We start from the raw sequence: 23,486 nt of genomic DNA on the forward strand, positions 1-23,486 counted from the left end.
AATGACCGCCAACCGTCCGACGCTGGGCCGCCAGCTTGCCCTCACCACTTCCGCGCTGGCGCTGAGCCTCGGCCTGGCCATGCCGGCCTCCGCGCAGACGCAGCCGGCGGACCGCGCGACGCCCAATCCGAGCGTGCAGCCGCAGCCGGAAACCGCGCCGCAGAACGACCAGAACATCGCGCCCTCCTCCGCCACCGTCGAGCCCAAGGTTCCGGCCGAGACGCCGCCGGCCAGCGACAACGCGCAGCCCGCCCCCGCCATGGGCCAGGGCGCCGGCGCCACGCCGCCGGAACAGGCCGCCGCCGCTGCCGAAGCCCCGGCCAGCGCGAGCGACCAGGACGTCGTCGTGGTCGGCACCCGCGCGTCGCTCCAGTCGGCGATCAACCGCAAGCGCAACGCCGGCACCGTGGTCGACTCGATCGTCGCCGACGACATCGCCAGCTTCCCCGACAAGAACGTCGGCGACTCGCTTGCCCGCGTGACCGGCGTGCAGCTGTCGCGCGACTTCGGCGAAGGCACCAAGGTGTCGATCCGCGGCGTCGAACCGGACCTGAATCGCGTCGAGATCAACGGCGTCAGCCAGACCTCCGCCACCGGCGAGCGTTCGGGCGACTTCCGCGAGCTCGCGACCGAGCTCGTGAAATCGATCGACGTCTACAAGGGTTATGCCGTGGACCTTACCGAAGGCGGCCTGGGCGGCACGGTCTCGGTCGAAACGCGCAAGCCGCTGGAGCTGAAGAAAGCGCTGGGCACCCTTGTCTTCTCCGAACAGCATCTCGACACCACGCGGGACTGGCGTCCGCGCGCGACGGTGGTGCTGGGTACGCCCAAGTTCCTGATCGACGGTCTCGGCGTGCTGCTGAACGTCACCTATGACGACAAGACGACGCGTCAGGATTACATCAGCAACACGCAGTTCAACCGCTTTGCCGATTTCGATCGCTCGGACAGCAAGACGGTCGTCAACCCGACCTATGCCAACTTCAACACCTATGCGAGCTGCGCGGGCGTCACCGGCAACAACGCCGCCAACGCCACCGCCAATCGCCTCGCCTGCGAAACCCAGTTCTTCGACTGGATCCCGACGTCGGTGCGCTATCGCAACCTTGTGCGCCGCGACAAGCGCCTGTCCGGTGACTTCACCGTCCAGTATGAGTTCGCGCATAATTTCCGGGCCTTCGCCGAAGCGCAGATCAACAATCGCAACCAGAACCTGTCGGACACCAACTATTCGATCGACACGTCGCGGTTCGAGCGGTTCCAGACCAGCCCGGCACTCGCCGCCGCTGCGAACGGTGCGACTTCCCGCCCGCAGATCCTGCCGGGCACCGCGACGGTGGATGGCAACCATGTGGTGACGAGCTGGACCAACGCGCTCAACACCGTGAACATCGGCAGCGCGGCTGCCCCCAACTATAACGGCGCCAGCAACATCCTGGGCGTGCAGCGCCGCGACTTCGACTACGATCAGAAGTCCAAGTACTTCCTCGGCGGGTTCGACTGGGATCTCGATCGGGTGCAGGTGAAGTTCCTCGCCAGCCACGCCACTGCGCGGACGATCAACAACACCAACCTCGTTTCCTATTCGACGGGCGTGTCGGGCATCGGCGTTGACCGTCGCAACGATCTCGGCCTGCCGGTATTCGTCTATCCCGGCAGCATCGACCCCGCCGATCCCGGCATCTATTCGAACCTGACACGTCGCGGCGCGGATGGCCAGCTGCTCGTACCGTCGGGACCGACGGTGCAGTATCGCCCGTCCGATCTCAACAACACCGAGAACCAGCTCAAGCTCGATGTCGATTGGGAGATGGATTACGGTCCGCTCAAGAGCATCGAATATGGCGGCCAATATCGCGAGCAGAAGTTCCTCAATTACCTGAACGGCGGCTCGCGCCTGCTGTCGGCACCGGGCGTCACCCCGCTCGTTTATCAAACCGACAACAATCAATCCTTCACTACTGTCATCCAGCCAACGGTCACGAACCGGCGGGTCGGCAACACCTTCTACCTGACCCCTGCAGAGTATCAGTCGCTCATCGCGAGCAACACCGGCATCTCGGGCGGCGCACCGCTGTTCACCGGACTCAGCGTGGTCCCGGCGAACGCACCCAGCCGCATCGCGGTCCCGAACTTCGACGAATCCGTGCTCGGTCAATATTACGATCTGTCACGCTTCAACCAGGATCTGATCCGCTTTTCGGACGGCCTGCCGCAGATCCCCAACGTCAGGATCAACGAAACGGTCGCCGCGGCCTATCTGAAGTTCAACCTCGACACCGAAGTGCTCGGCATGCGCCTGACCGGCAATGGCGGCGTGCGCTACCTGCACACCACTGACGAGGGCACCGGGACCAACATCAGCCGCGTGACGCGCCGCAATGCCGCGAACACCGGCAACGAGACGGTGGTGCTCGCCGCGCAGCAGCTGTCGCTGAAGAACAGCTACACGGACTGGCTGCCGGCCTTCAACCTTGCGCTGGAGATCACGCCGGACCTCGTCCTGCGCGGCAATTGGGCGAAGAACCTTGCCCGCCCGCGCCCGACCGATCTGGTGCCCAACATCAACTGCGTGGACGACCAGACGCTGGCCGTCGCCGGCGAGCAGGTCTGCACCGCAGGCAACCCGGACCTCGTGCCGTACCGGGCCGATCAGTGGGAAGCGAACCTCTCCTGGTATCCGAACAAGGATACGCTGGTCAGCCTGGGGTATTACAAGAAGTACGAGTCGAGCTTCGTCGTGAACAACGTCACCCGCTCGAACGTCGACCTGTTCCGCGACGGCAACCTGTTCACCGTGCGCCAGGCGATCAACGGCTTCGGCGCGCTGCTGGACGGCGTGGAGGCGAGCGCGCAGACCGCTTTCACCTGGCTGCCCAAGCCGTTCGATGGCCTTGGCGCCTCGGGCAACGTCACCTGGGCCCGGGCGATCCGCACCAACCTGACCAATGCCGCGACGGGCGCGCCGCTGGACGAGTATCCCGGCCTGTCCAAGTGGACGTACAATGCCTCCATCTTCTACGACAAGGGCTTCCTGAATGCCCGCCTGAGCTACAATTATCGTTCCGACTGGCTGGTGACGATCGCCGACTCGACAAACGGCAACCTGCCGATTTACCGGCAGGGCGAAGGCTATCTGGACGGCAAGATCACCTTCCGCTTCCCGGAATGGCATTACAGCCTGTTCATGGAGATGCAGAATATCGGCAAAGAATATTCGCGCTCCTACGTGAAGGGACTGGCGACTTCGGAAGTCTATTATCCGGGCCAGCGCTTCTTCGCGGGCGTGCAGTTCAAGTTCTGAGCATCCGGCGCCGGTAGCGCCGCACCGCCTCCTCCCCTGGCCGGCCATTTCGCTGCGAATGGCCGGCCGCTTGTTTCTGCGGCCGCTTGTTTCGGGAAGTGGCCGCGGTCGATTGCCAGCCACGTATATTACATCTTAGAAGGACGGACATGAGCGCCACCGCCGCCGCCTCCCCGCCGGACATCAGCAAGCCCGATATCGCAGGGGCGGCCGTGGGCGCCGGCAGCCAGACGCTGATGCGCGGACTCGACCTCATCGAGGCGGTGAGCCAGGAGGTGCTGACCCTGTCCGAGCTGGCGCAGAAGCTCGACCTCACCAAGAGCACCACGCACCGGCTGCTGTCCGCGCTGGTGGATCGTGGCTATCTCGCCTTCACTCCGCGCGCGGGCTATCGCCTCGGCCCCAAGCTGCTGCTGCTGGGCACGCTGGCGCAGGCCCAGGCCGATCTCGTGCAGGTCGCGCGCCCCTATCTGGAGGAACTCGCCGCCGCCACCGAGGATACGGTGCATCTCGGCATTCTCGACGGCGACAGCGCGCTGTATCTCGACAAGGTGCCCGGCCGCCGCCGCATCACCATTTCCAGCCGGGTGGGCGATCGCCAGCCGCTTACCTGCACCGGGCTCGGCAAGGCGCTGATGCTCGATCTCGATGCCGACTATTGGCACCGGAGGTTCGTCGCCGACCAGCAGGCCGGCGCGCCCGCCGCCGATCCGGACGTGTGGCAAAGCCGCATGGTCGCCTATGCCAGGGCCGGGCGCGCCTACGACCTGGAGGAGAACCAGGATCAGGTGCGCTGCGTCGCCGCCCCCGTGCGCGATGCCGGCGGCCATGTGGTGGGCGCGATCAGCGTGTCGAGCGCGGCGCAATATATGAGCGACGATCGCATGACGACCCTGTCGGACGACGTGCGCGCCACCGCCAACGCGATCAGCCGCGAGCTCGGCTTCGAGCCGGCGGCCAACTGACCATCCCTTCCCCAGGAGACTGAACCCATGCTTCTCGACGGCAAGACCGTGCTCGTGACCGGCGCCTCCGCCGGCATCGGCCGCGCGGTGGCGATCGGCTGCGCCTGGCACGGCGCGAACGTGGCGCTGAACTTCGCGCGCGACGTGGCCGGGGCGGAAAGCGCGGTGGCGGAGATCGAGAAGCTCGGCCGCAAGGGCGTCGCCATTCAGGGCGACGTCGCCGATCCGCAAACCGCCAAGGACTTCGTGGCAAAGGCCGTGGACGCGCTCGGCCGGGTGGACGTGTTCGTCAACAATGCCGGCATCTGCCCGTTCCATGCCTTTCTCGACATGCCGGTGGAGACGTTCGAGCGGACAATGCAGGTGAACCTGCACGGCGCCTATTTCATGGTGCAGGCGGCGGCGAACCAGATGGTCGAGCAGGGGGACGGCGGCTCGATCATCGCCATGTCCTCGATCTCGGCGCTGGTCGGCGGCGAGTATCAGACGCACTACACGCCCACCAAGGCGGGCCTCCACTCGCTGATGCAATCGGTCGCGATCGCGCTCGGCAAGCACAAGATCCGCTGCAACTCGCTGTTTCCCGGCACCATCCTCACCGACATCAACAAGGAGGATCTCGCCGACACGAAGAAGCGCGAATATATGGAAGGCCGCATCCCGCTCGGCCGCCTCGGCCAGCCGGAAGATCTCGTCGGCCCGACCGTGTTCCTGGCCTCCGACCTCGCGCAGTACGTCACCGGCGCCTCGCTGCTGGTCGATGGCGGCGCGTACGTGAACCTGCAATAGGATGTGGACGCGGCGGCAGGTCGGGCTGGGCCTGATGGCCGCCGCGCTGCCCTTCCCCGCCCATGCCGCGCGGCTGGTGAACGTGCGTGACCACGGCGCGCGGGGCGACGGCCGCACGCTGGACACCGATGCACTCAACGCCGCCATCGCCGCGGCGGCCGGCGGCGGCACGGTGATCGTGCCGGCCGGGCGGTACCTGTGCTTTTCCATCCGCCTGCAAAGCGGCGTGACGATCCAGCTCGCCACGGGCGCGGTGATCGAGGCGGCGGACCCGGCTCGCCACGGCGGTCGCTACGACCTTCCCGAAAGCGGAGTTGAACAACTCTACCAGGATTTCGGGCACAGCCACTGGCGCAACAGCCTGATCTGGGGCGACGGCGTGGAGGACGTGGCGATCACCGGCCCCGGCCTGATCCATGGGGCGGGCCTCACCCGCAACGGCCCCGGCGCGCGCTGGAAGGCGCAAACGGGCGAGCGGCCCTTGTCGATGCAGGGCATGAGCCAGCGCCAGATCGACGAACTCGAGCCCGCGACCCGCGCGATGGACGGCCTGGGCAACAAGGCCATCGCGTTGAAGAACGGCCGCAACATCGTGCTGTCCGGCTTTTCCGTGCTGAAATGCGGGCATTTCGCCATTCTCGCGACCGGCACGCGGGACATGGTGATCCGCGACCTCGCCATCGACAGCGACCGCGACGGCATCGACCTGGACTGCGTTCGCGACGTGCTGGTCGAACGTTGCCGCGTGAACACGCCCAACGACGACGCCATCGTGGTGAAGAGCAGCTTCGCGCTCGGCCGTGCGGTCGCGGCGGAAAATATCGTGATCCGGCAATGCGCGGTGTCCGGCTTCGATCTCGGCACCATGCTCGACGGCACCCGCCGCACCACGCAAGCCCTCGCCCCCGACCGTGACCGCGTGACCGGCCGCATCAAGCTCGGCACCGAGAGCAATGGCGGTTATCGCAACATCCTGATCGAGGACTGCACCTTCACGCACTGCCGCGGCCTCGCGCTGGAGACGGTGGACGGCGGCGCGATGGAGAATGTGCGCGTGCGCCGGCTGCGCATGACGGACGTGACCACCGCGCCGATCTTCCTGCGGCTGGGCGACCGCCGGCGTGGCCCGCCCGGCACCGGCATAGGCGCGATCCGCGGCGTGGCGATCGAGGATGTGGAGGCGAGCGGCATCGACCATCGCTATCCTGCGGCGATCGCCGGCCTGCCCGATCACCCGATCGAACAGGTGGTCCTGCGCGACATCCGCCTTGTCTATCGGGGCGGCGGCACGGCCGAGGATGCCGCCCGCCGGCCGGAGGAACTCGCCTCCGCCTATCCCGAACCCAGCATGTTCGGCACCCTGCCCGCCTGGGGATTGTGGATGCGCCATGCGCGCGGCGTGACGATCGACGGCCTGCGCCTGACCGCCGCCGCGCCGGACGCGCGGCCGCCGTTCGTCGCGCAGGATGTGGCCGACATCCGGGTACGCGACACGCCGCACTGGCGCGCTTAGGATTTGACCTGACGACCGCACGCTAGTACCACATTTTCCGACCAAGTATCACATAATGGTCGGGAGGGGCTGCCGTGATGATCCATGCATTCAAGATGCAGCTGAAGCCCGGCGTCGTGGACGAGTATCGCCGCCGCCATGACGAGATCTGGCCCGAACTCTCCGCCCTGCTGACCGAGGCGGGCATCCATGATTATTCGATCTTCCTGGACGAGGATACGCTGTCGCTGTTCGCCGTGCTCAAGGCCGACGAGAACAGCACGCGCGACCAGCTGCCCGACCATCCCGTGATGAAGCGCTGGTGGGATCACATGGCGCCGCTGATGGAAGTGCAGGCGGACAACCGCCCGGTCGAGATCCCGCTGCCGATGATCTTCCACCATGCGTAGGATCGCGCTCGCCGCGATTCTCGCCAGCGCGCTTGCTATCCCGGCATCGGCGCAGGTGGCCCGCGTCACGCAGAACCTGCAGGCGCCGGTGAAGACGTTCGGCCGCGTCAGCTACGATGCGCGCTCGCTGATGATCGACGGCAAGCGCCTGGTGGTCTGGTCGAGCGAGATGCACCCCTTCCGCCTGCCCTCGCCGGACCTGTGGCGCGACATCCTTCAGAAGATGAAGGCCAGCGGCTTCAACACCGTCGCGGTCTATTTCGACTGGGGGTATCATTCGCCCAAGCAGGGCGTGTACGATTTCACCGGCATCCGCGACATGGATCGCCTGCTGACGATGGCCGAGCAGGAAGGCCTGTTTGTCATCACCCGGGCCGGCCCATACGTGAATGCAGAGCTGTCGCGCGGCGGCTTTCCCGGCTGGCTGGTCAACCAGCGCGCCCGTGCCCGCACCGACGACCCCGCCTATCTCGCCGCGGTCGACGAGTGGCTGGACCAGATCAACCCGATCATCGCCCGCCACCAGATCAACAATGGTGGGAGCGTCATCCTCCACCAGATCGAGAACGAGCTGGCGCTGACCACCCCGGCGCAAGCCCGCTACATGGATCACCTGTTCGCCAAGGCCAAGGCGGACGGCATCACCGTGCCGATCTTCCACAACGACCAAGGCCGCAATGGCTATTGGGCTCCCGAGAGCTCGAAGGTTGAGAACGTCGTCCACGGCCCCAACGACATGTACGCGTTCGACGGCTATCCCGGCGGCACCTGCACCGTCGCTGGCAAGCCGATGCGTGGGAGCGCGGCGCCGGACTGGGGCTATTACGGCCCGGGCGGCGCGAAGGGCGGCGCCTCCGCCTCGCCCGACACGCCCGGCTTCCTTGCCGAATTCGGCGGCGGCTGGTTCGATTACTGGGGCTCGAACGGCGGCTACGAATGCAACGCGATCCAGCGCGGCAAGCGTTTCCAGCGCGTGTTCTACGGTACCAACCTCGCCAACGGCATCGGCATCCAGAGCTTCTACATGGGCTATGGCGGCACCAGCTGGGGCTGGCTGCCGGCGCCGGTGGTGTTCACTTCCTACGATTACGGCTCGGCCATCTCCGAGGTGCGCGAAGTCCGCGAAAAGGCGGAGGAGCTCAAACAGCTGGCCGGGCTGATCGCCGCGGTGCCCGACATGGCGGGGATGGTGCCGGCCGGTGCGGTGACGATCTCCTCCCCTGCCATCCAGGTCTATCACAACAAGTCGCCGGAAACCGACGCGCGCTTCCTGCTCGTCACGCACAAGCCGTCCAACGGCACGAGCGACGACAGCTTCACCGTGACCGCAGACCTGCCCGACGGCCGCTACACGCTGCCGCTGCGCCTCAACGGCTTCGATGCCAAGTGGCTGCTGGCGGGCGTGACGCTCGGCGGCCAGCGCCTCGTTTATTCCACCTCCGAATTGCAGACGGCCGCCCGCATCGACGGCGAGGACGTGATCCTGCTCTACAATCGCGATGGCGAGCGCGGCGAAACCGTGCTGCGCTACACCTCGCGGCCGCAGACCGAGATCGTGGAGGGGATGGCGACCACCGACTTCGACGCCGCAACCGGCGACCTGCGCCTGCGCTACACGCCGTCGTCGGAAGACATGCGCACCGGCTTCGCCGGCAAGGGCCGCGCCGTGGTGCGCGTCACCGGCGGCGGCCGCCCGCCGTTGACGCTGATCCTTGCACAGGAAAGCGCGGCGGTACGCTTCTGGCACCCGGCGGGCAGCGACGTGCTGGTCAACGGCCCGGCGCTCGTCCGCACCGCCCGCACGAAGGGCGGCACCGTGGCGCTGACCGGCGACACCAGCGCCGAAACGCTGCTCGAACTCTGGGCACCCGCCGCCGCGCGCAAGGTCACCTGGAACGGCGCGCCGGTCGCGATGAAGCCGCTGGGCATCGGCAGCAGCCGCATCGCCGCGCGCCCGGTGGCCGGCCCCGCCCCCGTCACCCTCCCCGCGCTGACCCGATGGCGCACCGCCGCGGGCGCGCCGGAGACGAACCCGGCGTTCGACGACAGCGGCTGGCAGGCGATCGACGGCCGCAGTGCCGCCACCATCACCGCCAAGCCGGACGGCCAGCCGACGATGGGGATGGACCCGTATGGCTTCCATGACGGCGACGTCTGGTACCGCGGCCGCTTCACCGGCTCGGCCGAGGCGAGGAGCCTGGCGCTTTATTATGGCGGCGGCGGCTCCGGCATGGTGCAGGTGTTCCTGGACGGCAAGTTCGTCGGCCAGGACGAGCTGCCTTCCGGCTTGCCGCGCCCGATCACCACCGGCCTCGCCCGCTTCGACCTGGGCGATGCGGCGAGCGCGCCCGGCGAGCATGTGCTGGCGGTCATGGTCCGCAACAACGGCCATAACTGGGACCTCGACTCGGACGACTTCCACAAGGAAGCGCGCGGCCTCGTTTCCGCCTCGCTGGAGGCACCGGGCGGGCGCAGCTTTGCGGTGCCGATCGCGTGGAAGATCCAGGGCAAGCAGGGCGGCGAAGACCTGCCCGATCCCGCCCGCGGGCCGGCCAACAATGGCGGGCAATATGGCGAGCGGATGGGCTGGCACCTGCCCGGCTTCGACGATGCCGCCTGGAAGCCGGCCGGCCTGCCCGGCGGGTCGCTCGCCGGCACCACCTGGTACCGCGCCCGCTTCGACCTGAACGTGCCGAAGGGGCAGGACGCGACGATCGGGCTGGCGTTCGGCGACACGGCCACGCCGCGCTCGCCCGGCCGCTACCGCGTGCTGATGTTCGTGAACGGCTGGAACATGGGCCAGTTCATCGCCCATGTCGGCCCGCAGCGCGTGTTCCCGATCCCGGAGGGCATCCTGAACCATCACGGCGCGAACAGCGTCGCGCTGGCCGTCACCTCGGACGGGCGGCCCGGTGACGGCTTGGAGCAGGTAAGGCTGGTGACGATGCGCAACGTGCGCGGCGGCGTGCCGGTCCGCATGGTGGCGGCCCCTGCCAAGCTGGCCGCAGCCAGGTGAGCGGCGCGCTCACCCGCCGCCGGTTCGGCGCACTCGCCGGCGCGGGGGCGCTCGCCGCCGCGCTCCCGGCGCGCGCCGCGCCCGGCGGCATCCGGCCCGGCCCGTACCTGCTCGGCGCCGACGTGTCGTGGATCCCGGAGGACGAGGCGGAGGGCGCGACCTACTGGCAGGACGGGCGCCAGCGCGATCCGCTCGCCATCCTGAAGGACACCGGCTTCAACGCGATCAAGCTGCGCACCTTTGTCGATCCGGCCAATGGCTATAGCAGGCGCAAGCCGGGCGGTCCGTGGTGCGACCTCCAGCACACGCTTGCGTTCGGCCGGCGCATCAAGGCGGCGGGCCTCCACTTCACGCTGACGCTGCATTATTCGGACGACTGGGCCGATCCGCAGAAGCAGAACAAGCCCGCCGCCTGGGCGCAACTGCCGTTCCCGCAACTGGTCGAGCGCGTCCGCACCTACACCGCCGATGCGCTGGCGACGCTGGAGCGCGGCGGGGCGGCGCCCGATCTGGTGGTGATCGGCAACGAGACCACCTTCGGCATGCTGTGGCCGGACGGCCGGGTCGCGCTGACGGTCCCGACCGGCAATCCGCAGACCGACGCCGTGCACCTCAACGTCGCCGGAGCGGGAGGCTACGACCAGTTCGCCGCCTTGCTGAAGGCCGGCATCGCCGGCGCCCGCGCCGCCGCGCCGCGCGCGCAGATCGCGCTGCACAACCATCTCGGCCGCCACTGGCCGATCGTGCAGCACTGGACCGACAATCTCCGCGCCCGCGGCGTCGCGCCCGACGCGATCGGCTTCTCCTGCTACCAGCAGGCGGCGCAGGGTGACTGGGAGCGCACCTTCACCGAGTTCGAGCGGCGCTATCCCGGCATCGGCTTCCTCGCGCTCGAATATTCGTCGCGCAAGCGGTACGTGAACGACCTCGTCCATGCCCGCCGCCACGGCTGGGGCAGCTACATCTGGGAACCGACGCGGCATCAGGAAGCGATCTTCCTGAAGGACGGCAAGCCCGCCGGCGAAGGCCCGCGTCCGGACCTGCTCGCCCAGGGCATCAACGCCGCCGAAGCCCCCGGTGCGGCGCCCTCGGTGCAGCCGCAGAAGCCGCCCGCCGGCCATGGCGGCCGCTACGACCTGAACCCCGATTTCGCCACCCTCTACCGCCACATGGCGCGCGACTACGGCCTCGTCCCTTCGCGCCCGACCAACAGGAGAAAGTAATTGGCCGCCCTCAACCACGCCGTGCCGCGTGCAGACGTCACCACCGCCATCGACAAGCTGATGGACAACCTCGTCAACATCAAGGACGAGACCGGCGAGTTCCTGCTCCACCTGGAAGACGGCCGCATCATCGACACCAAGGGCTGGGCCGGCTGGGAATGGACCCACGGCGTCGGCCTGTTCGGCATGTGGCGCTATTACGAGCAGACCGGCGACATCAAGGCGCTCGACATCATCAAGCAATGGTTTGAGGACCGGTTCGCCGAGGGCACGCCGACCAAGAACATCAACACCATGGCGCCGTTCATCACGCTGGCCTACCTGTACGAGCTGGAAGGCGACCCGCGCTACATCCCCTATCTCGACACCTGGGCCGAATGGCTGATGGCGCCCGACGGCCTGCCCAAGACGGAGGAAGGCGGCTTCCAGCACATCGTCTACAATGACGAGAATCCGGGCGAGATGTGGGACGACACCCTCATGATGTCGGTCCTGCCGCTGGCCAAGATCGGCCTGCTGCTGAATCGCCCGCACTATGTGGAGGAGGCCAAGCGCCAGTTCCTCGTCCATATCAAGTACCTGTTCGACAAGAAGACGGGCCTGTGGTTCCATGGCTGGGACTTCAACGGCCGGCACAATTTCGCGGAAGCCTTGTGGGCGCGCGGCAATTGCTGGGTGACGATCGCGATCCCGGAAATCATCGAGATCCTCGACCTCCAGCCCGGCGACGCGTTCCGCAGCTTCCTGATCGACACGCTGGCGGCACAGGTGAAGACGCTGGCCGAGACGCAGGACGCAAGCGGCCTGTGGCACACGCTGATCGTCGACCCGACCAGCTACCTTGAGGCCTCGGCGACCGCCGGCTTCGCCTACGGCATCCTGAAGTCGGTGCGGAAGGGCTATCTGCCCCGTCACTATGAGGCGATCGGCCTCAAGGCGGTGCAGGGGGTGCTCGACAATATCGACGAGGCGGGCGAGCTGAAACAGGTCAGCTTCGGCACCGCGATGGGCGACACCCAGCAATTCTACAAGGACATCGCGCTCACCTCGATGCCCTATGGCCAGAGCCTCGCGCTCATCGCGCTGGGAGAGTTCCTGCGCACGTATATCTGACGACCCGCAACGCTGTTCCCCGGCGAAGGCCGGGGTCCAGTTGGGCGAAGAGACGTGAGCAAGGCGCGGCGCCCGCCAACTACCTACACCGCAACTGGACCCCGGCCTTCGCCGGGGAACAGGCCCGAGGATAGCCCATGGCCACCGACCCCATCGCCGCCCGCCCCGTGCTGCCGACCGCGCCTAGCCGCCCCGTCCGCTGGTACAACCTGGCCGCCTATGGCTCCAACGACGTGCTCGGCGCGGGCTCCATGGCGGTCATCTCCACCTGGATCCTGATCTTCTATACCAGCTTCTGCGGACTGTCCGCGGTGCAGGCGACGATCATCTTCGGCGTGGCGCGCGTGCTGGATGCGTTCACCAGCCCGATGATCGGGCACCTGTCCGACAATATCGGCCGCTCCTGGCTGGGGCGGAAGTTCGGGCGGCGGCGTTTCTTCATCCTGGCCGCGATCCCGCTGCTGCCCTCCTTCGCGATCATGTGGGTCGCCGGCCAGGGTTTCTGGTATTATCTCGTCACCTACGTGCTGTTCGAGATGGTCTATGCGATGGAGATCATCCCGTACGAGACGCTCGCCAGCGAGATGGCGACCGATTACCGCACCAAGGCCAAGTTCGCCGGCGCGCGCATCCTCCTGGGCCAGCTGTCGGCCATCGGCGCGGCGTTCCTGCCCGGCGCGCTGATCGCGCGGCTGGGGCCGGACGATCCCGACACCTATCTCTACATGGGCATCATCTTCTCCGCCCTGTTCATGGCGGCGGCAGGCCTGCTCTATGCCTTCAGCTGGGAGCGGCAGCGGCCCAAGGGGCTGGACGAGGAAGAGGCCGGCGACAAGCCGACGCTGGGCGCCGCGTTCAAGGCGCTGTACCGCAACCTGTTCTCCACCCTGCGCATCCGCGCGTTCCGCCTGCACCTGGGCATGTATCTGGGCGGCTATATCAGTCAGGACATCTACAACGCGGCCTTCACCTATTTCGTGATCTTCGCGCTGGCCGGCTCCACCGCCATCGTCTCGCAGCTGGTGGGCGTGACCTATATCGTCCAGTTCGTCGCGGTGATCCTGGCGATCAACTTCGCGCTCCGCCTCTCGCCCTCGGCCGCCTACCGCATGGCGGCGATCAGCTTCGGCCTGGGCGTGGCGATCTTCCTCATCATGTATGCCGCAGGCTACACCGCCACCTCCTCGCTGTTCTGGCTGCCGGTGGTGTTCGCCGGGCTGGGCCGCGGCGCGCTGAACTACATTCCCTGGGCGACCTACAACTACATGGCGGACGTGGACGAGATCGTCACCGGCCGCCGCCGCGAAGGTGCGTTCGCCGGCGTGATGACGTTCGTGCGCAAGATGAGCCAGGCGCTTGCCGTTATCCTGGTGGGCCAGGTGATGCAGGCATCGGGCTTCGTGTCCAAGGCGACCACGCAGAGCCCCTCGGCCCTCGCCGGCATCGTCGGCGTGATGGGCGCGGGGACGATCGCCATGCTGCTGTTCGGCATGTTCGTCTCCACCCGCTTCCGCCTGAACCCGCGCACCCATGCGGTGTTGCTGGAGGAGATCGAGCATTTCCGCGCCGGCGCGCGGACGCCGACCACGCCGGAGAACGCGGCGGTCGTGGAGGACCTGTCCGGCTGGTCCTATGACCGGCTATGGGGCAACAACCCGGTCGCGAACGCGCAGAAGTGATCGCGCTCGCCGCCGCCCTGCTGGCGCTTGCCCAAGCTGGCGCGGTCGCCGCCCAACCGGCGGAAGCCGGTGCCCTTGCGCCCAAACCGCTGTTCCGCGATCCGGTGCATGACGGCGCAGCGGACCCGTCCACCGTCTACGATCCGCAGACGCGTGAATGGGTGATGTTCTACACCAGCCGCCGCGCCGACTTGGCCATGGAGGATGCCAGGGACGTGCGCTGGGTGCACGGCACCGTGATCGGCATTGCCCGGTCGCAGGACGGCGCGCACTGGCGCTACGGCGGCACGGCGGCGATCCCGGCATCGTGCACCGGCGCGACCTTGTGGGCGCCGGACGTGGAGCGGTTTGACGGCCAGTGGCACATGTGGGTGACGGTGGTTCCCGGCATCTATCGCGACTGGAACGCGCCGCGCTTTCTCGTTCACCTCACCAGTCCCGATCTCAAGCGCTGGACCTGCGGCGAGCGGGTGGAACTCGGCTCGGACCGGGTGATCGACGCCAGCGTCGTCGCCCTTCAGAGCGGCGGCTTCCGCCTGTTCTTCAACGACGAGCGGATGAACAAGGCGATCCGCACCGCCGACAGCACGGACCTCGTCCACTGGACGGTGAAGGACCGGCTCACCGACACGCCGGGCGAAGGCCCCAAGGCCTTTCGCTGGCGTGGTCGCTGGTGGCTGGTGTCGGACGCCTGGAAGGGTCTGCTGGTCCTGTCCTCGGCCGATGGCGAGCGCTGGACGCGCCAGCCCGGCTACCTGCTGGCCGAGCCCGGCATCGCCCCCACGGACCGTGCCAAGGGCCAGCACCCCGACGTGATCGTCGCCGGCGACCGCGCGTACATCGTCTATTTCGTCCATCAGGACGGCGAGGCGGAGGCGCAGGCCAACCCCGACCGGAAGCGGCGCAGCGTGCTGCAGATCGCCGAGCTGAAGGAGGTGGCCGGGCAGCTCACCGTCGATCGCAACGCCCCCGCTCGTGTGCGGCTCGTTCCGCCCGCTCCGGCCCGCCGCTGACCGCCCGAGGGCTCGCCGCCGCGGCGCGGATGTCCTAGGTCGCCCGCTTTCCCCGGCGGAGTGACACGAAACCATGGCGGCCACACACCTGCAGGATCGATCCAGGCTGCGTCGCTGGTGGAGCCTGTGGGTGGTCGGCGGCGTGGATCACGACGCGGTGCTGCGCCAGATCGCGGCGGACTCGGGCTGGTCGGGGCGCTATGCCTTTCTGATCATCATCTCGGCGGCCATTTCCCTCCTCGGCCTGCTGATGCCGTCGGTGGCGGTGCTGATCGGGGCGATGCTGCTGTCGCCCTTGATGATGCCGATCATCGGCCTGGGCTTCGGCATCGCCACGGTGGATGCGCACGAGATCCGCCGCAGCGCCACCGCGCTGATCGCCGGCGCCGCGATCGCGGTTGCGCTGTCGGTGCTGTGCGTCACGCTGTCGCCGATCCAGACGATCACCGGCGAGATCGCCGGACGCACCCGGCCGACCCTGTTCGACCTGCTGGTTGCCTTGCTGTCGGCAATCGCCGGAGCCTATGCCCTGATCCGCGGCCGGGGCGGCACGGTGGTGGGCGTGGCCATCGCCATCGCGCTGATGCCCCCGCTGGTGGTGGTCGGCTTCGGGATCGCCACCGCCAACTGGACGGTGTTCACCGGCGCGCTGCTGCTGTTCGTGACCAATGCGATCACCATTGCGCTCACCGCGGCGCTGGTCGCGCGCGTCTACGGCTTTGGCAGCCATCTGTCGCCGCAGCATACCGGATGGCAGCTGATCCTGTTCGTCGCCGCGCTCGGGCTCCTGTCCCTCCCGCTCGGCGCCGCGCTACGCCAGATCGCCTTCGAAGCCGTGGCGCAGCGGCAGGTGCGCGACACGATCGGCGAGCGGTTTCCGGACGCCTCGCGCCTGGGTCAGCTGGACATCGACTATTCCGCGCGGCCGATCCGCATTCGCGCCGTGGTGCTGACACCGCGGCTCGATCCCACTGCCGACCGGGTGCTCGCGGCCTCGCTGCGGGAGCGGCTGGACCAGCGGGTCGACGTGCATGTCGATCAGCTGCGCGTCGCGCCGGACGGGAACGGGGTGGAAGCGGCGCAGATCGCCCGCGCCAGCAATTCCGCCGGCTCCGCGGAAGGAGACCGCCAGCGGGCGGCCGTGGCCGATCTCGCGCTGATCGCCGGGGTCGAACCCGGTGCGATCCGGGTGGAGGGGCAGACGCTGGCCGCCACGGCGGCGCCGCTGCCCGGATTGCCGCTGGCCGGCTATCGCGCGCTGGAGGAACGGGCGGCGCGCGCGCTGCCGCAATGGACGATCCGCCTCGCGCCACCGCCGGACACGCCGCTGCCGCCGATGACCTTCACCCAAGGCGTGCTCGACGGAAGCGCGCTGGACGCCGTCGCCTGGGCGTCGCAGCGGCTGAACCGCGCGCTGCTGGTGGACGGCGGAACGCTGGCGCAGCGGCGCGCCGTGGCGGACGGCATCGTCAGCCGCGGCGGATCGGCGAGCTCGGGAGCGGCAGGCGGCGCCGTGCGCCTGCGCTGGGCGCCCTCCGCGGACGAAACTCCGCCGGCCTGAACGCTACAGAAAGCCCGCCTGCCGCAGCCAGGCCGCGCACAGGTCCGGCCAGAGCGACACCGGCAGCCCGGGCGTATCCAGCGCGAAGCCGTGCGGCGCATCGGCAAAGACGTGCAGTTCCGCCGCGCCGCCCTGCCGCTCCCAGGCGGCGTGGAGGCGGCGCGCATTCTCGACCGGCACCACCGGGTCGTTGCCGCTATAGACGAGGAAGGCGGGCGGCGGCCCCGCCAGCAACTGCGCGTCGGGTTGCAGCCGGTCGTACATCGCCTGCTTCTCGGCGGGCGGCAGCGGCGGCTTGTCGGCCACGATCGTGCGACCGGCGGCGTTGGTGGAGATCGGGGCATAGCCGATCACCAGCACGTCGGGGCGGGTGGCGGCATCAGAGACGAGGCCCCACTCCGCCGGCGTTTCCGCGGCCAGACAGGCGGCGAGATGGCCGCCCGAGGACAGGCCGACCACCCCGACCGAACCGTGCGCTTCCCGCAGCAGCCGCATCGCCGCCAGCGCGTCCGCCAGCGGCGCGGCCGGCCCGTTCGCCGCGTCGGGAAAGCGGTGGATCAGCACCCAGGCATGATAGCCGAGCGCGTTCAGCCAGCGCGCGACCTGCACGCCTTCGCGCCCGGCCATCAGCTGCACATAGCCCCCGCCGCCGAGCACCAGCATGGCGCGGCCGTTGGGCTGCTCTGGTGCGAATTCGAGCAGCAGCGGCTGGGCGACGGCGGTGACCACCGCCAGCGCGGGATCGGCGACCGCGGCGTCGAACGTCACCGCCCCCGCCGCCAGCGGCGCGCCGTCGAGGGGGCGGACCGAAGAGGCGTTCAGCATCCCGGATGCGCGCCGTCGAAGGAGGAATGGCCCGCCACGCACGGGTGCGTGGGATAGGCCTCGCCGTCCAGCTCCACCGCCTCGCGCACCACGCTCAGCCGGTCGCCATCGTCGCGCATCTCGTAGAGCTTGCCGAGCGCGTAATTGAACGGCCGGTGCAGGATCATCATCAGCTTGCCGTCGAACGTGCGGAACAGCATGCCATGGCCGCTTTCGCGCTCCACCAGCGTGCCGAGCTGCTCCCACGGCCCCGCCAGCGTGCCCGATTTCGACCGCGCCTGCGCCTCCACATAGCCCTTGGTGCCGTAGCTGGACCACAGCATGAGGAGCTCGCCCGTCTTCGACCGGTAGAGTTCCGGCCCGTCGGTGACGAACACCGTGTCACCGTTGGGCTGCTTCTGCCCCACCGCCCAGGGCGCCTCGTTGGCACGGAACAGGAATTGCGGCGGGCCGGCGGCGGCGAGCTCGTCGGTCAGCGGCACCGCCTCGATCGTGCCCACCGTCGTCTGCCACCATTCATGCGCGTAGGCGAGCCACGGCTTGCCCTTCGGATCGACATAGAGCGAGCCGTCGAGCGTCATCAGCTTCGGGTCGACGATCGGCTCGCCGCCGCGCACCAGCTTGTACGGGCCGTCGACCCTGTCGGCGACGGCGAGCACCGTGCCACGGCGGTATGTCTCGCGCGTGCCGTTCTTGCCCAGCTTGGCCGCCGGATCGTGAAAGGTGGTGAACAGATACCATTTCCCCTTCCACCGGTGCACTTCGGGCGCCCAGCTGCCGGCCTTCGCCCACAGGCCGTCCGGCAGCACGAAGGCGAGCTTCGGCCTGGTCCAATGCTTCAGGTCGCGGCTGGCATAGACCATGGTGCCGAGCCGCCTTTCCCCGGTCATCGTCGCTTCGTTGCGCGTGAACAGGTAATAGGTGCGGGTGCCCGCGTCGGCGACGATCCACGGATCGTGGAGGTGCATCGCCGTCATCACCAGCGGCGCCTCAGCGGCTTGCGGCGCGGGCGCCGCGGCCGACAGCAGGGCGGCGGCCAGAAGCGCGAGCAGGCGCCTCACAGGTCCAGACCCAGCCGGTAGAGGCGGTTGGCGTTGCGGCCCCACAAATCGCGCTGCTCGTCCTCGGAGAAGCCCGCGGCAAACCGGCCCAGCGTCTCCATCGTCTGGTCGACGCTGGCGAAGAGCTTGTCGGTGGGGACATCACTGGCAAACAGGCAGCGGTTTGTGCCGAACAGGTCCACCGTTTCGGCCAGGAACGGCAGGATATCCGCCGCCTGCCAGTTCCGCTTGAGGAAGCCGAAGCCGGAAAGCTTCACCGCGACATGGGGCAGCGCGGCCAGCGCCGCCATGCCGCGCCGCCAGTCGGCCACCCCGTCCGCATCGCTCAACACCGGCATGCCCAGATGGTTGACGATCACCGGGACTTCCGGGTGTCGCTCCAGCAGCGGCACGAGGCCCGGCATCTGGCCGGGATAGCATTGCAGGTCGAACGACAGGCGATGCCGGCCGAGCAGCGCATAGCCCGCCGCCCAGGCCTCGTCCCGCGTCACGTCGCGCGGGCCGTAGGTGCGCTGCGGATGGGGATGCCAATTGACGATCTGACGAATGCCCTTGACCCTGCCATGTGCCGCCTGCCGGGCGAGCACGTCCGCCGCGTCGGCGCCGTCCAGCGCGGCATAGGCGACGAGGCCAGTGGGAAGGCCGGTTTCCTCGGCAAGCCCTTCCAGCCATTCGGTCTCGAGCAGGGCATGGGCGGCATCGGCGCCGGCATCGACATGCACCGCGCCGACCATGTTCCACTTGGCCAGGTCGGCGCGGTAGTCGGTTGGCGCATAATCCCGCGCGATCGCCTCCACGCTGCCGTTGGGACCGTCATCGGCGAAGGGCGGCGAGAGCCAGGCGTAGCGAAGCCGCGACAGCTCCCACAGGTGGATGTGCGCATCGACAAACGGGATCATGCGGCCTCTCCTGACCACTTCGGCCGCCCCTGCACTCGCTCCTACCCCGTTCCTCCTGAGTAGGGGCTGAGCGCAGCGAAGACCCGTATCGAAGGACACGCCATGCCACTTGTCCTTCGATACGCCACTTCGCTGCGCTCAGCGGCTACTCAGGACGAACGGCGTGGACTGCCCCGTGCCTATCGTATCAGAACGTGGTGCGCCCGCCCGACGTATCGAACGTCGCGGCGGTGGTGAAGCTGCACTCCTCGCTGGCGGCGAAGCACACCATCGCCGTCGATTCATGCACTTCGCCCAGCCGCCCCATCGGGATCTTGGAGCGCATGTAGTCCACCTGGCTCTGCGGCAGCTGCGCGAGGATCGGGCTCTCGAACGTCGCCGGGGTCAGCGCGTTGGCGATCACGCCCTTGCCGGCCAGTTCCTTGCCGAGCGACTTGGTCAGCCCGATCACCGCCGCCTTGGTCGCAGAGTAAGCGGAGGCGTTGGGATTGCCCTCCTTGCCGGCGACCGAGGCCACGTTGACGATCCGGCCATAGCCGTTCTCGAGCAGGTAGGGCACCACCGCACGGTTGCAGTAGAACAGGCCGTTGAGGTTGACGTTCACCACCTGCAGCCAGCTGTCGATCGGATATTCGTGCACCGGCGCGGTCGCCCCGGTGATCCCGGCCGAGCAGACCAGGATGTCGATCTTGCCCATCGCCTCCGCCGACGCCTTGGCCGCGGCGACCACCGCATCGCTATCGCCGACGTTCAGCGCGACCACGTGCGTGGCGCCCGTCTCGGCCTTGGCGGCGTCCAGCGCCTCGGCGTTCATGTCCCACAGCACGGCCTTGCCGCCCTCGGCGACGATGCGCTTCGCCACGTCCTTGCCCAGGCCCGACGCGCCGCCGGTGACGACCGCGCAGCGGCCGGAAAAGCGACCTTCGTACACGCTCATGCCAGCTTCCCCTCGCCCAGATGGCGCCACTCGACCACGTTCTGCTTCTGCGTACCGAGCTTGGCGATCGACAGCTCCATCACGTCGCCCGCCTTCAGGAAGATCTTCTCCGGCTTCTTGCCCTCGCCCACGCCCGGCGGGGTGCCGGTGATGACCAGGTCGCCCGGATAGAGCGTGACATATTCGGACACGTAGGAGATCAGCTCGTCCACCGCGAAGATCATCGTCCTGGTGTTGCCGGTCTGCATGCGCTCGCCGTTCACGTCGAGGCGCATGTCCAGGTCCTGGGGATCGCCCACCTCGTCCGGAGTCACCAGCCACGGGCCGGTCGGGCAGAAGGTGTCATGTCCCTTGCCCTTGGACCATTGCGTGCCGCGCTCCTTCTGGTTGAACCGCTCCGACACGTCGTTGACCAGCGTATAGCCGGCCACCTTGTCGAGCGCCTCGTCCCGGGGCGTGTAGCGGCAGGTCTTGCCGATGATGACGCCCAGCTCGACTTCCCAGTCGCCGTGCGTCGAGCCTTTCGGCAGCACCACGTCGTCGTTCGGACCGCAAAGCGACGACAATGCCTTCATGAACATCACCGGCTCGGTCGGGATCGGCAGGCCGGATTCGATCGCATGGTCGCGGTAGTTCAGGCCGATCGCGACGATCTTGCCGATGCCGGCGATCGGCACGCCGATGCGCGGGTTGCCCTCGACGGCAGGAAGCGACGCCACATCGGCGGCGAGCGCCTGCGGCAGGGTCTCGATCGTCAGGTCGGCCACGACGCCGGACAGATCGCGGAGCGTACCATCGGTATCGACGACGCCCGGCTTTTCCTGGCCCGGCTGGCCATAGCGGCAGAGTTTCATGGGAAGGCTCCTGGGGAAATCAATGCGTGTAGGGACGGTGCATCGCGATCTCGCGATTGAGCTCCACGCCGAAGCCCGGCTGGTCCAGCGCGGAGGCGCGCAGGCGGCCATTCTCGGGCACCGGCTCGCCGAGCAGCTGGGGGCTAAACATCGGCACCACTTCGGTCGGTCCGGGATGCATCATCAGGAACTCGGCAAAGGGCGAGTTGTGGCGGGTGATGACGAAATGGTAGGAGTAGACGGACGAGCCGTGCGGCACGACCAGCTTGCCGTTGGCATCCGCCAGCGCGCTGATCTTCAGCAGCTCCGTCACGCCGCCGCACCAGCCCACGTCCGGCTGGATGATGTCGCAGCAATCCATCTCCATCAGCATCCTGAAGCCCCAGCGGGTCGCTTCATGCTCGCCGGTGGTCACCAGCATGCCCGTGGGCACGTTCTTCTTGAGCTGCGCATAGCCCCAGTAATCGTCGGGGCTGATCGCTTCCTCGATCCATTTCAGGCCATGCTCGTGCGCCGCGATGGCGAGGCGCGTGGCATAGTCCACGTCCAGCGCCATCCAGCAGTCCCACATCAGCCAGAAATCGTCACCCACCTTCGCGCGCATGTCGGCCAGCTCGGCGATGTTCTTGTGCAGGCCCTCCAGCCCTTCCGCCGGGCCGTGGTGCAGCGGCATCTTGCCGCCGATGAAGCCCAGCTCCCTGGCGACATCCGGCCGCGCACCGGTGGCGTAGAATTGCAGCTCGTCGCGCACCGCGCCGCCGAGCATGTGGTAGACCGGCTCCCCGCGCAGCTTGCCGAGCAGGTCCCACAGCGCCAGGTCGACGCCGGAGATCGCGTTGATGACGAGCCCCTTGCGCCCGTAATATTGGGTCGAGAAGTACATCTGGTCCCAGATCTTCTCGTAATCGGTGGGCGCCCGGCCCTCGAGGAAGCGGGCGAGGTGCTTCTCCACGATATAGCAGCCCGGCTCGCCGCCGGTGGTCACCGCGAAGCCGATCGTGCCGTCCTCGGCCTCGATCTCCACCACCAGGGTGCCGAGCACGTTGATGCCGAAGCTCTGGCGCGACTGGCGATATTCGGGGTAGCGGCTCATCGGCGTGGCGATGTGGTTGTCGATCCAGTGGCCTTCGCCCTGGTCGTGATAATCGGCCCCGCCCCCGCGCACGGTGAAGGCACGAACATGCTTGATCTTCGGCAATTGTGCGATCGGCACCTGCTTGCTCCCTTGTCGCCAGGGTGGGAACAGGCCCAAATGGCGCCGAGCCCTCCCCCCGTGAGCCGTTTGCCCCATTTGGCTTGGCAACGTCTCACTTTATGAGATAGGTTGTTAGTTGATGGAAATGCCCGCGTCAAACGCAGACTCAAGCGAGAGAAACGGCGCGTGAAGCAGGGTCTGGATCGCCGCGCGGTGCTCGCCGCAGCCGGAGCGCTGCCGCTCTCCGCGTCCCTTCCCGCCCGCGCGCAAGGCACGGCCGCCTTCCGCACGATGCCGCTCTGGCCGGGCAAGCCGCCCGGCGGCGAACGGGTGACGGCCGTGCAGAAGCAGGTCGAGCGCCAGCCGGCCACCGCCGACGGCAACTACACGGTCGAGCATGTCACCATGCCGACGCTGTCCATGCTGAAGCCCGCGCGCCCGAACGGGGCGGCGATGCTGCTCCTTCCGGGCGGCGGCTATCGCTTCGTGTCGATGGGCAATGAAGGGTTCCCGGTCGCCCGGCGTTTCGCGGAGGCGGGCTATACCTGCTTCGTCCTGCTCTACCGCCTGCCGGCCGACCGATGGGCGGCGGGCAGCGACGTGCCCTTGCAGGACGCGCAACGCGCCGTGCGCACCATCCGCTCGATGGCGGGGCGCGAGGGCTATGACCCGCAGCGGATCGGCGTGGCCGGCTTCTCCGCGGGCGGGCATCTCGCCGCCTGGCTCTCCACCCGCGCGCCGAGGCAGATCGCCGCGCCGATCGACGCGATCGACCGCCAGTCCCCGCTCGTGAACGCCGCCGCCTTCATTTACCCCGTCATCACCCTGCGCGACCCGCTTGCCCACCAGGGCTCGCGCGAGCAACTGCTCGGCATCGACGCACCGGCCGACCGCATCGCCGCCTATTCGCTGGAGGAGAACGTGATCGCCACGCCGCCGCCCGCCGTGCTGGTCCACGCGCTGGACGACACCGCCGTGCCCTGGCGCAACAGCATGCTGATGGCGGAGGCCCTGCTCGCGCGCAAAAGCCCGGTGGAGCTGCACCTGCTGGAATCCGGCGGGCACGGCTTCGGTCTGGGCGCCGACAAGCCGGCGGTGGCGATGTGGCCGGACCTCACCGCCGCCTTCTTCCAGCGCCATGGAGTCTGAC

18 protein-coding genes are annotated in these 23,486 nt (G+C 68.2%); 12 read left to right on the top strand and 6 right to left on the bottom strand.

Annotation, left to right across the window (positions count from 1 at the left end):
* The first annotated feature begins 1 nt into the window (after position 1).
* The 11 genes from DVW87_RS06130 to DVW87_RS06180 all read left to right on the top strand — a co-directional run bounded on the left by DVW87_RS06130 (position 2) and on the right by DVW87_RS06180 (position 16,565).
* On the top strand, positions 2-3,304 hold the full coding sequence (locus DVW87_RS06130; protein WP_239017778.1) for a TonB-dependent receptor: 3,303 nt from the start codon (positions 2-4) through the stop codon (positions 3,302-3,304).
* A gap of 149 nt (positions 3,305-3,453) precedes the next feature.
* Positions 3,454-4,269, top strand: coding sequence for an IclR family transcriptional regulator (locus DVW87_RS06135; protein WP_114686793.1), 816 nt, complete (start codon positions 3,454-3,456; stop codon positions 4,267-4,269).
* Between the two features lie 27 nt (positions 4,270-4,296).
* The gene (locus tag DVW87_RS06140) at positions 4,297-5,058 is read left to right on the top strand and encodes an L-rhamnose 1-dehydrogenase Lra1 (protein ID WP_114686794.1); all 762 of its coding nucleotides are present in this window, start codon (positions 4,297-4,299) and stop codon (positions 5,056-5,058) included.
* Between the two features lies 1 nt (position 5,059).
* Positions 5,060-6,571 (top strand): rhamnogalacturonidase, encoded by a 1,512-nt coding sequence (locus tag DVW87_RS06145; RefSeq protein WP_114686795.1) that lies wholly within the window; start codon positions 5,060-5,062, stop codon positions 6,569-6,571.
* A 77-nt stretch (positions 6,572-6,648) separates the two neighbouring features.
* Entirely contained in the window at positions 6,649-6,960 is a 312-nt protein-coding gene (locus tag DVW87_RS06150; RefSeq protein ID WP_420822319.1) for an L-rhamnose mutarotase, read from the top strand.
* Positions 6,953-9,976 carry a glycoside hydrolase family 35 protein gene (locus DVW87_RS06155; RefSeq protein WP_114686797.1) on the top strand — a complete coding sequence of 1,008 codons (3,024 nt, stop codon included), beginning with the start codon at positions 6,953-6,955 and terminating at the stop codon, positions 9,974-9,976. The genes DVW87_RS06150 and DVW87_RS06155 overlap by 8 nt, the downstream gene beginning before the upstream one ends.
* Positions 9,973-11,199, top strand: a complete 1,227-nt coding sequence (locus tag DVW87_RS06160; RefSeq protein WP_114686798.1) for a glycosyl hydrolase 53 family protein — start codon at positions 9,973-9,975, stop codon at positions 11,197-11,199. Before DVW87_RS06155 ends, DVW87_RS06160 begins: the two co-directional genes overlap by 4 nt.
* Entirely contained in the window at positions 11,200-12,312 is a 1,113-nt protein-coding gene (gene bglB / locus DVW87_RS06165) for a beta-galactosidase BglB (protein ID WP_239017779.1), read from the top strand.
* 137 nt (positions 12,313-12,449) lie between these two features.
* The gene (locus DVW87_RS06170; protein WP_239017780.1) at positions 12,450-13,991 is read left to right on the top strand and encodes an MFS transporter; all 1,542 of its coding nucleotides are present in this window, start codon (positions 12,450-12,452) and stop codon (positions 13,989-13,991) included.
* Positions 13,988-15,004: a glycoside hydrolase family protein gene (locus tag DVW87_RS06175; protein ID WP_239017781.1), complete on the top strand. Its 1,017-nt coding sequence runs from the start codon at positions 13,988-13,990 to the stop codon at positions 15,002-15,004. The genes DVW87_RS06170 and DVW87_RS06175 overlap by 4 nt, the downstream gene beginning before the upstream one ends.
* 73 nt (positions 15,005-15,077) lie before the next feature.
* The gene (locus DVW87_RS06180; protein WP_114686800.1) at positions 15,078-16,565 is read left to right on the top strand and encodes a DUF389 domain-containing protein; all 1,488 of its coding nucleotides are present in this window, start codon (positions 15,078-15,080) and stop codon (positions 16,563-16,565) included.
* A 3-nt stretch (positions 16,566-16,568) separates the two neighbouring features.
* On the opposite strand, the gene DVW87_RS06185 is transcribed toward DVW87_RS06180, so the two are convergent.
* From DVW87_RS06185 to rhmD, 6 genes are all read right to left on the bottom strand, one after another.
* Positions 16,569-17,390, bottom strand: a complete 822-nt coding sequence (locus tag DVW87_RS06185) for an alpha/beta hydrolase (RefSeq protein WP_114686801.1) — start codon at positions 17,388-17,390, stop codon at positions 16,569-16,571.
* A complete protein-coding gene (locus DVW87_RS06190) occupies positions 17,384-18,451 on the bottom strand; it encodes a glycoside hydrolase family 43 protein (protein WP_239017782.1) in 1,068 nt (355 codons plus the stop codon). The genes DVW87_RS06185 and DVW87_RS06190 overlap by 7 nt, the downstream gene beginning before the upstream one ends.
* On the bottom strand, positions 18,448-19,350 hold the full coding sequence (locus tag DVW87_RS06195; RefSeq protein WP_114686802.1) for an amidohydrolase family protein: 903 nt from the start codon (positions 19,348-19,350) through the stop codon (positions 18,448-18,450). Before DVW87_RS06195 ends, DVW87_RS06190 begins: the two co-directional genes overlap by 4 nt.
* A gap of 187 nt (positions 19,351-19,537) precedes the next feature.
* On the bottom strand, positions 19,538-20,287 hold the full coding sequence (locus DVW87_RS06200; RefSeq protein WP_114686803.1) for an SDR family NAD(P)-dependent oxidoreductase: 750 nt from the start codon (positions 20,285-20,287) through the stop codon (positions 19,538-19,540).
* Entirely contained in the window at positions 20,284-21,141 is an 858-nt protein-coding gene (locus DVW87_RS06205; RefSeq protein WP_114686804.1) for a 2,4-didehydro-3-deoxy-L-rhamnonate hydrolase, read from the bottom strand. The genes DVW87_RS06200 and DVW87_RS06205 overlap by 4 nt, the downstream gene beginning before the upstream one ends.
* Positions 21,142-21,160: 19 nt before the next feature.
* Positions 21,161-22,354 (bottom strand): L-rhamnonate dehydratase, encoded by a 1,194-nt coding sequence (gene rhmD / locus DVW87_RS06210; RefSeq protein ID WP_114686805.1) that lies wholly within the window; start codon positions 22,352-22,354, stop codon positions 21,161-21,163.
* A 168-nt stretch (positions 22,355-22,522) separates the two neighbouring features.
* Between rhmD and DVW87_RS06215 the strand changes: the two genes are divergently transcribed.
* Positions 22,523-23,485, top strand: coding sequence for an alpha/beta hydrolase (locus tag DVW87_RS06215; RefSeq protein ID WP_239017783.1), 963 nt, complete (start codon positions 22,523-22,525; stop codon positions 23,483-23,485).
* Position 23,486: the final 1 nt, after the last annotated feature.

Origin of the sequence: Sphingomonas aracearum, assembly GCF_003345355.1 — a bacterium.
GTDB classification, from domain to species: domain Bacteria; phylum Pseudomonadota; class Alphaproteobacteria; order Sphingomonadales; family Sphingomonadaceae; genus Sphingomonas; species Sphingomonas aracearum.

Bases quoted from the DNA above. Each gene is read 5' to 3' on its own strand.
- DVW87_RS06155 (WP_114686797.1), top strand. From the start codon at position 6,953: ATGCGTAGGATCGCGCTCGCCGCGATTCTCGCCAGCGCGCTTGCTATC.
- DVW87_RS06205 (WP_114686804.1), bottom strand. From the start codon at position 21,141: ATGAAACTCTGCCGCTATGGCCAGCCGGGCCAGGAAAAGCCGGGCGTC.
- DVW87_RS06130 (WP_239017778.1), top strand. From the start codon at position 2: ATGACCGCCAACCGTCCGACGCTGGGCCGCCAGCTTGCCCTCACCACT.
- DVW87_RS06140 (WP_114686794.1), top strand. From the start codon at position 4,297: ATGCTTCTCGACGGCAAGACCGTGCTCGTGACCGGCGCCTCCGCCGGC.
- DVW87_RS06135 (WP_114686793.1), top strand. From the start codon at position 3,454: ATGAGCGCCACCGCCGCCGCCTCCCCGCCGGACATCAGCAAGCCCGAT.
- DVW87_RS06150 (WP_420822319.1), top strand. From the start codon at position 6,649: ATGATCCATGCATTCAAGATGCAGCTGAAGCCCGGCGTCGTGGACGAG.
- DVW87_RS06170 (WP_239017780.1), top strand. From the start codon at position 12,450: ATGGCCACCGACCCCATCGCCGCCCGCCCCGTGCTGCCGACCGCGCCT.
- DVW87_RS06200 (WP_114686803.1), bottom strand. From the start codon at position 20,287: ATGAGCGTGTACGAAGGTCGCTTTTCCGGCCGCTGCGCGGTCGTCACC.
- DVW87_RS06185 (WP_114686801.1), bottom strand. From the start codon at position 17,390: ATGCTGAACGCCTCTTCGGTCCGCCCCCTCGACGGCGCGCCGCTGGCG.
- DVW87_RS06195 (WP_114686802.1), bottom strand. From the start codon at position 19,350: ATGATCCCGTTTGTCGATGCGCACATCCACCTGTGGGAGCTGTCGCGG.
- DVW87_RS06145 (WP_114686795.1), top strand. From the start codon at position 5,060: ATGTGGACGCGGCGGCAGGTCGGGCTGGGCCTGATGGCCGCCGCGCTG.
- DVW87_RS06180 (WP_114686800.1), top strand. From the start codon at position 15,078: ATGGCGGCCACACACCTGCAGGATCGATCCAGGCTGCGTCGCTGGTGG.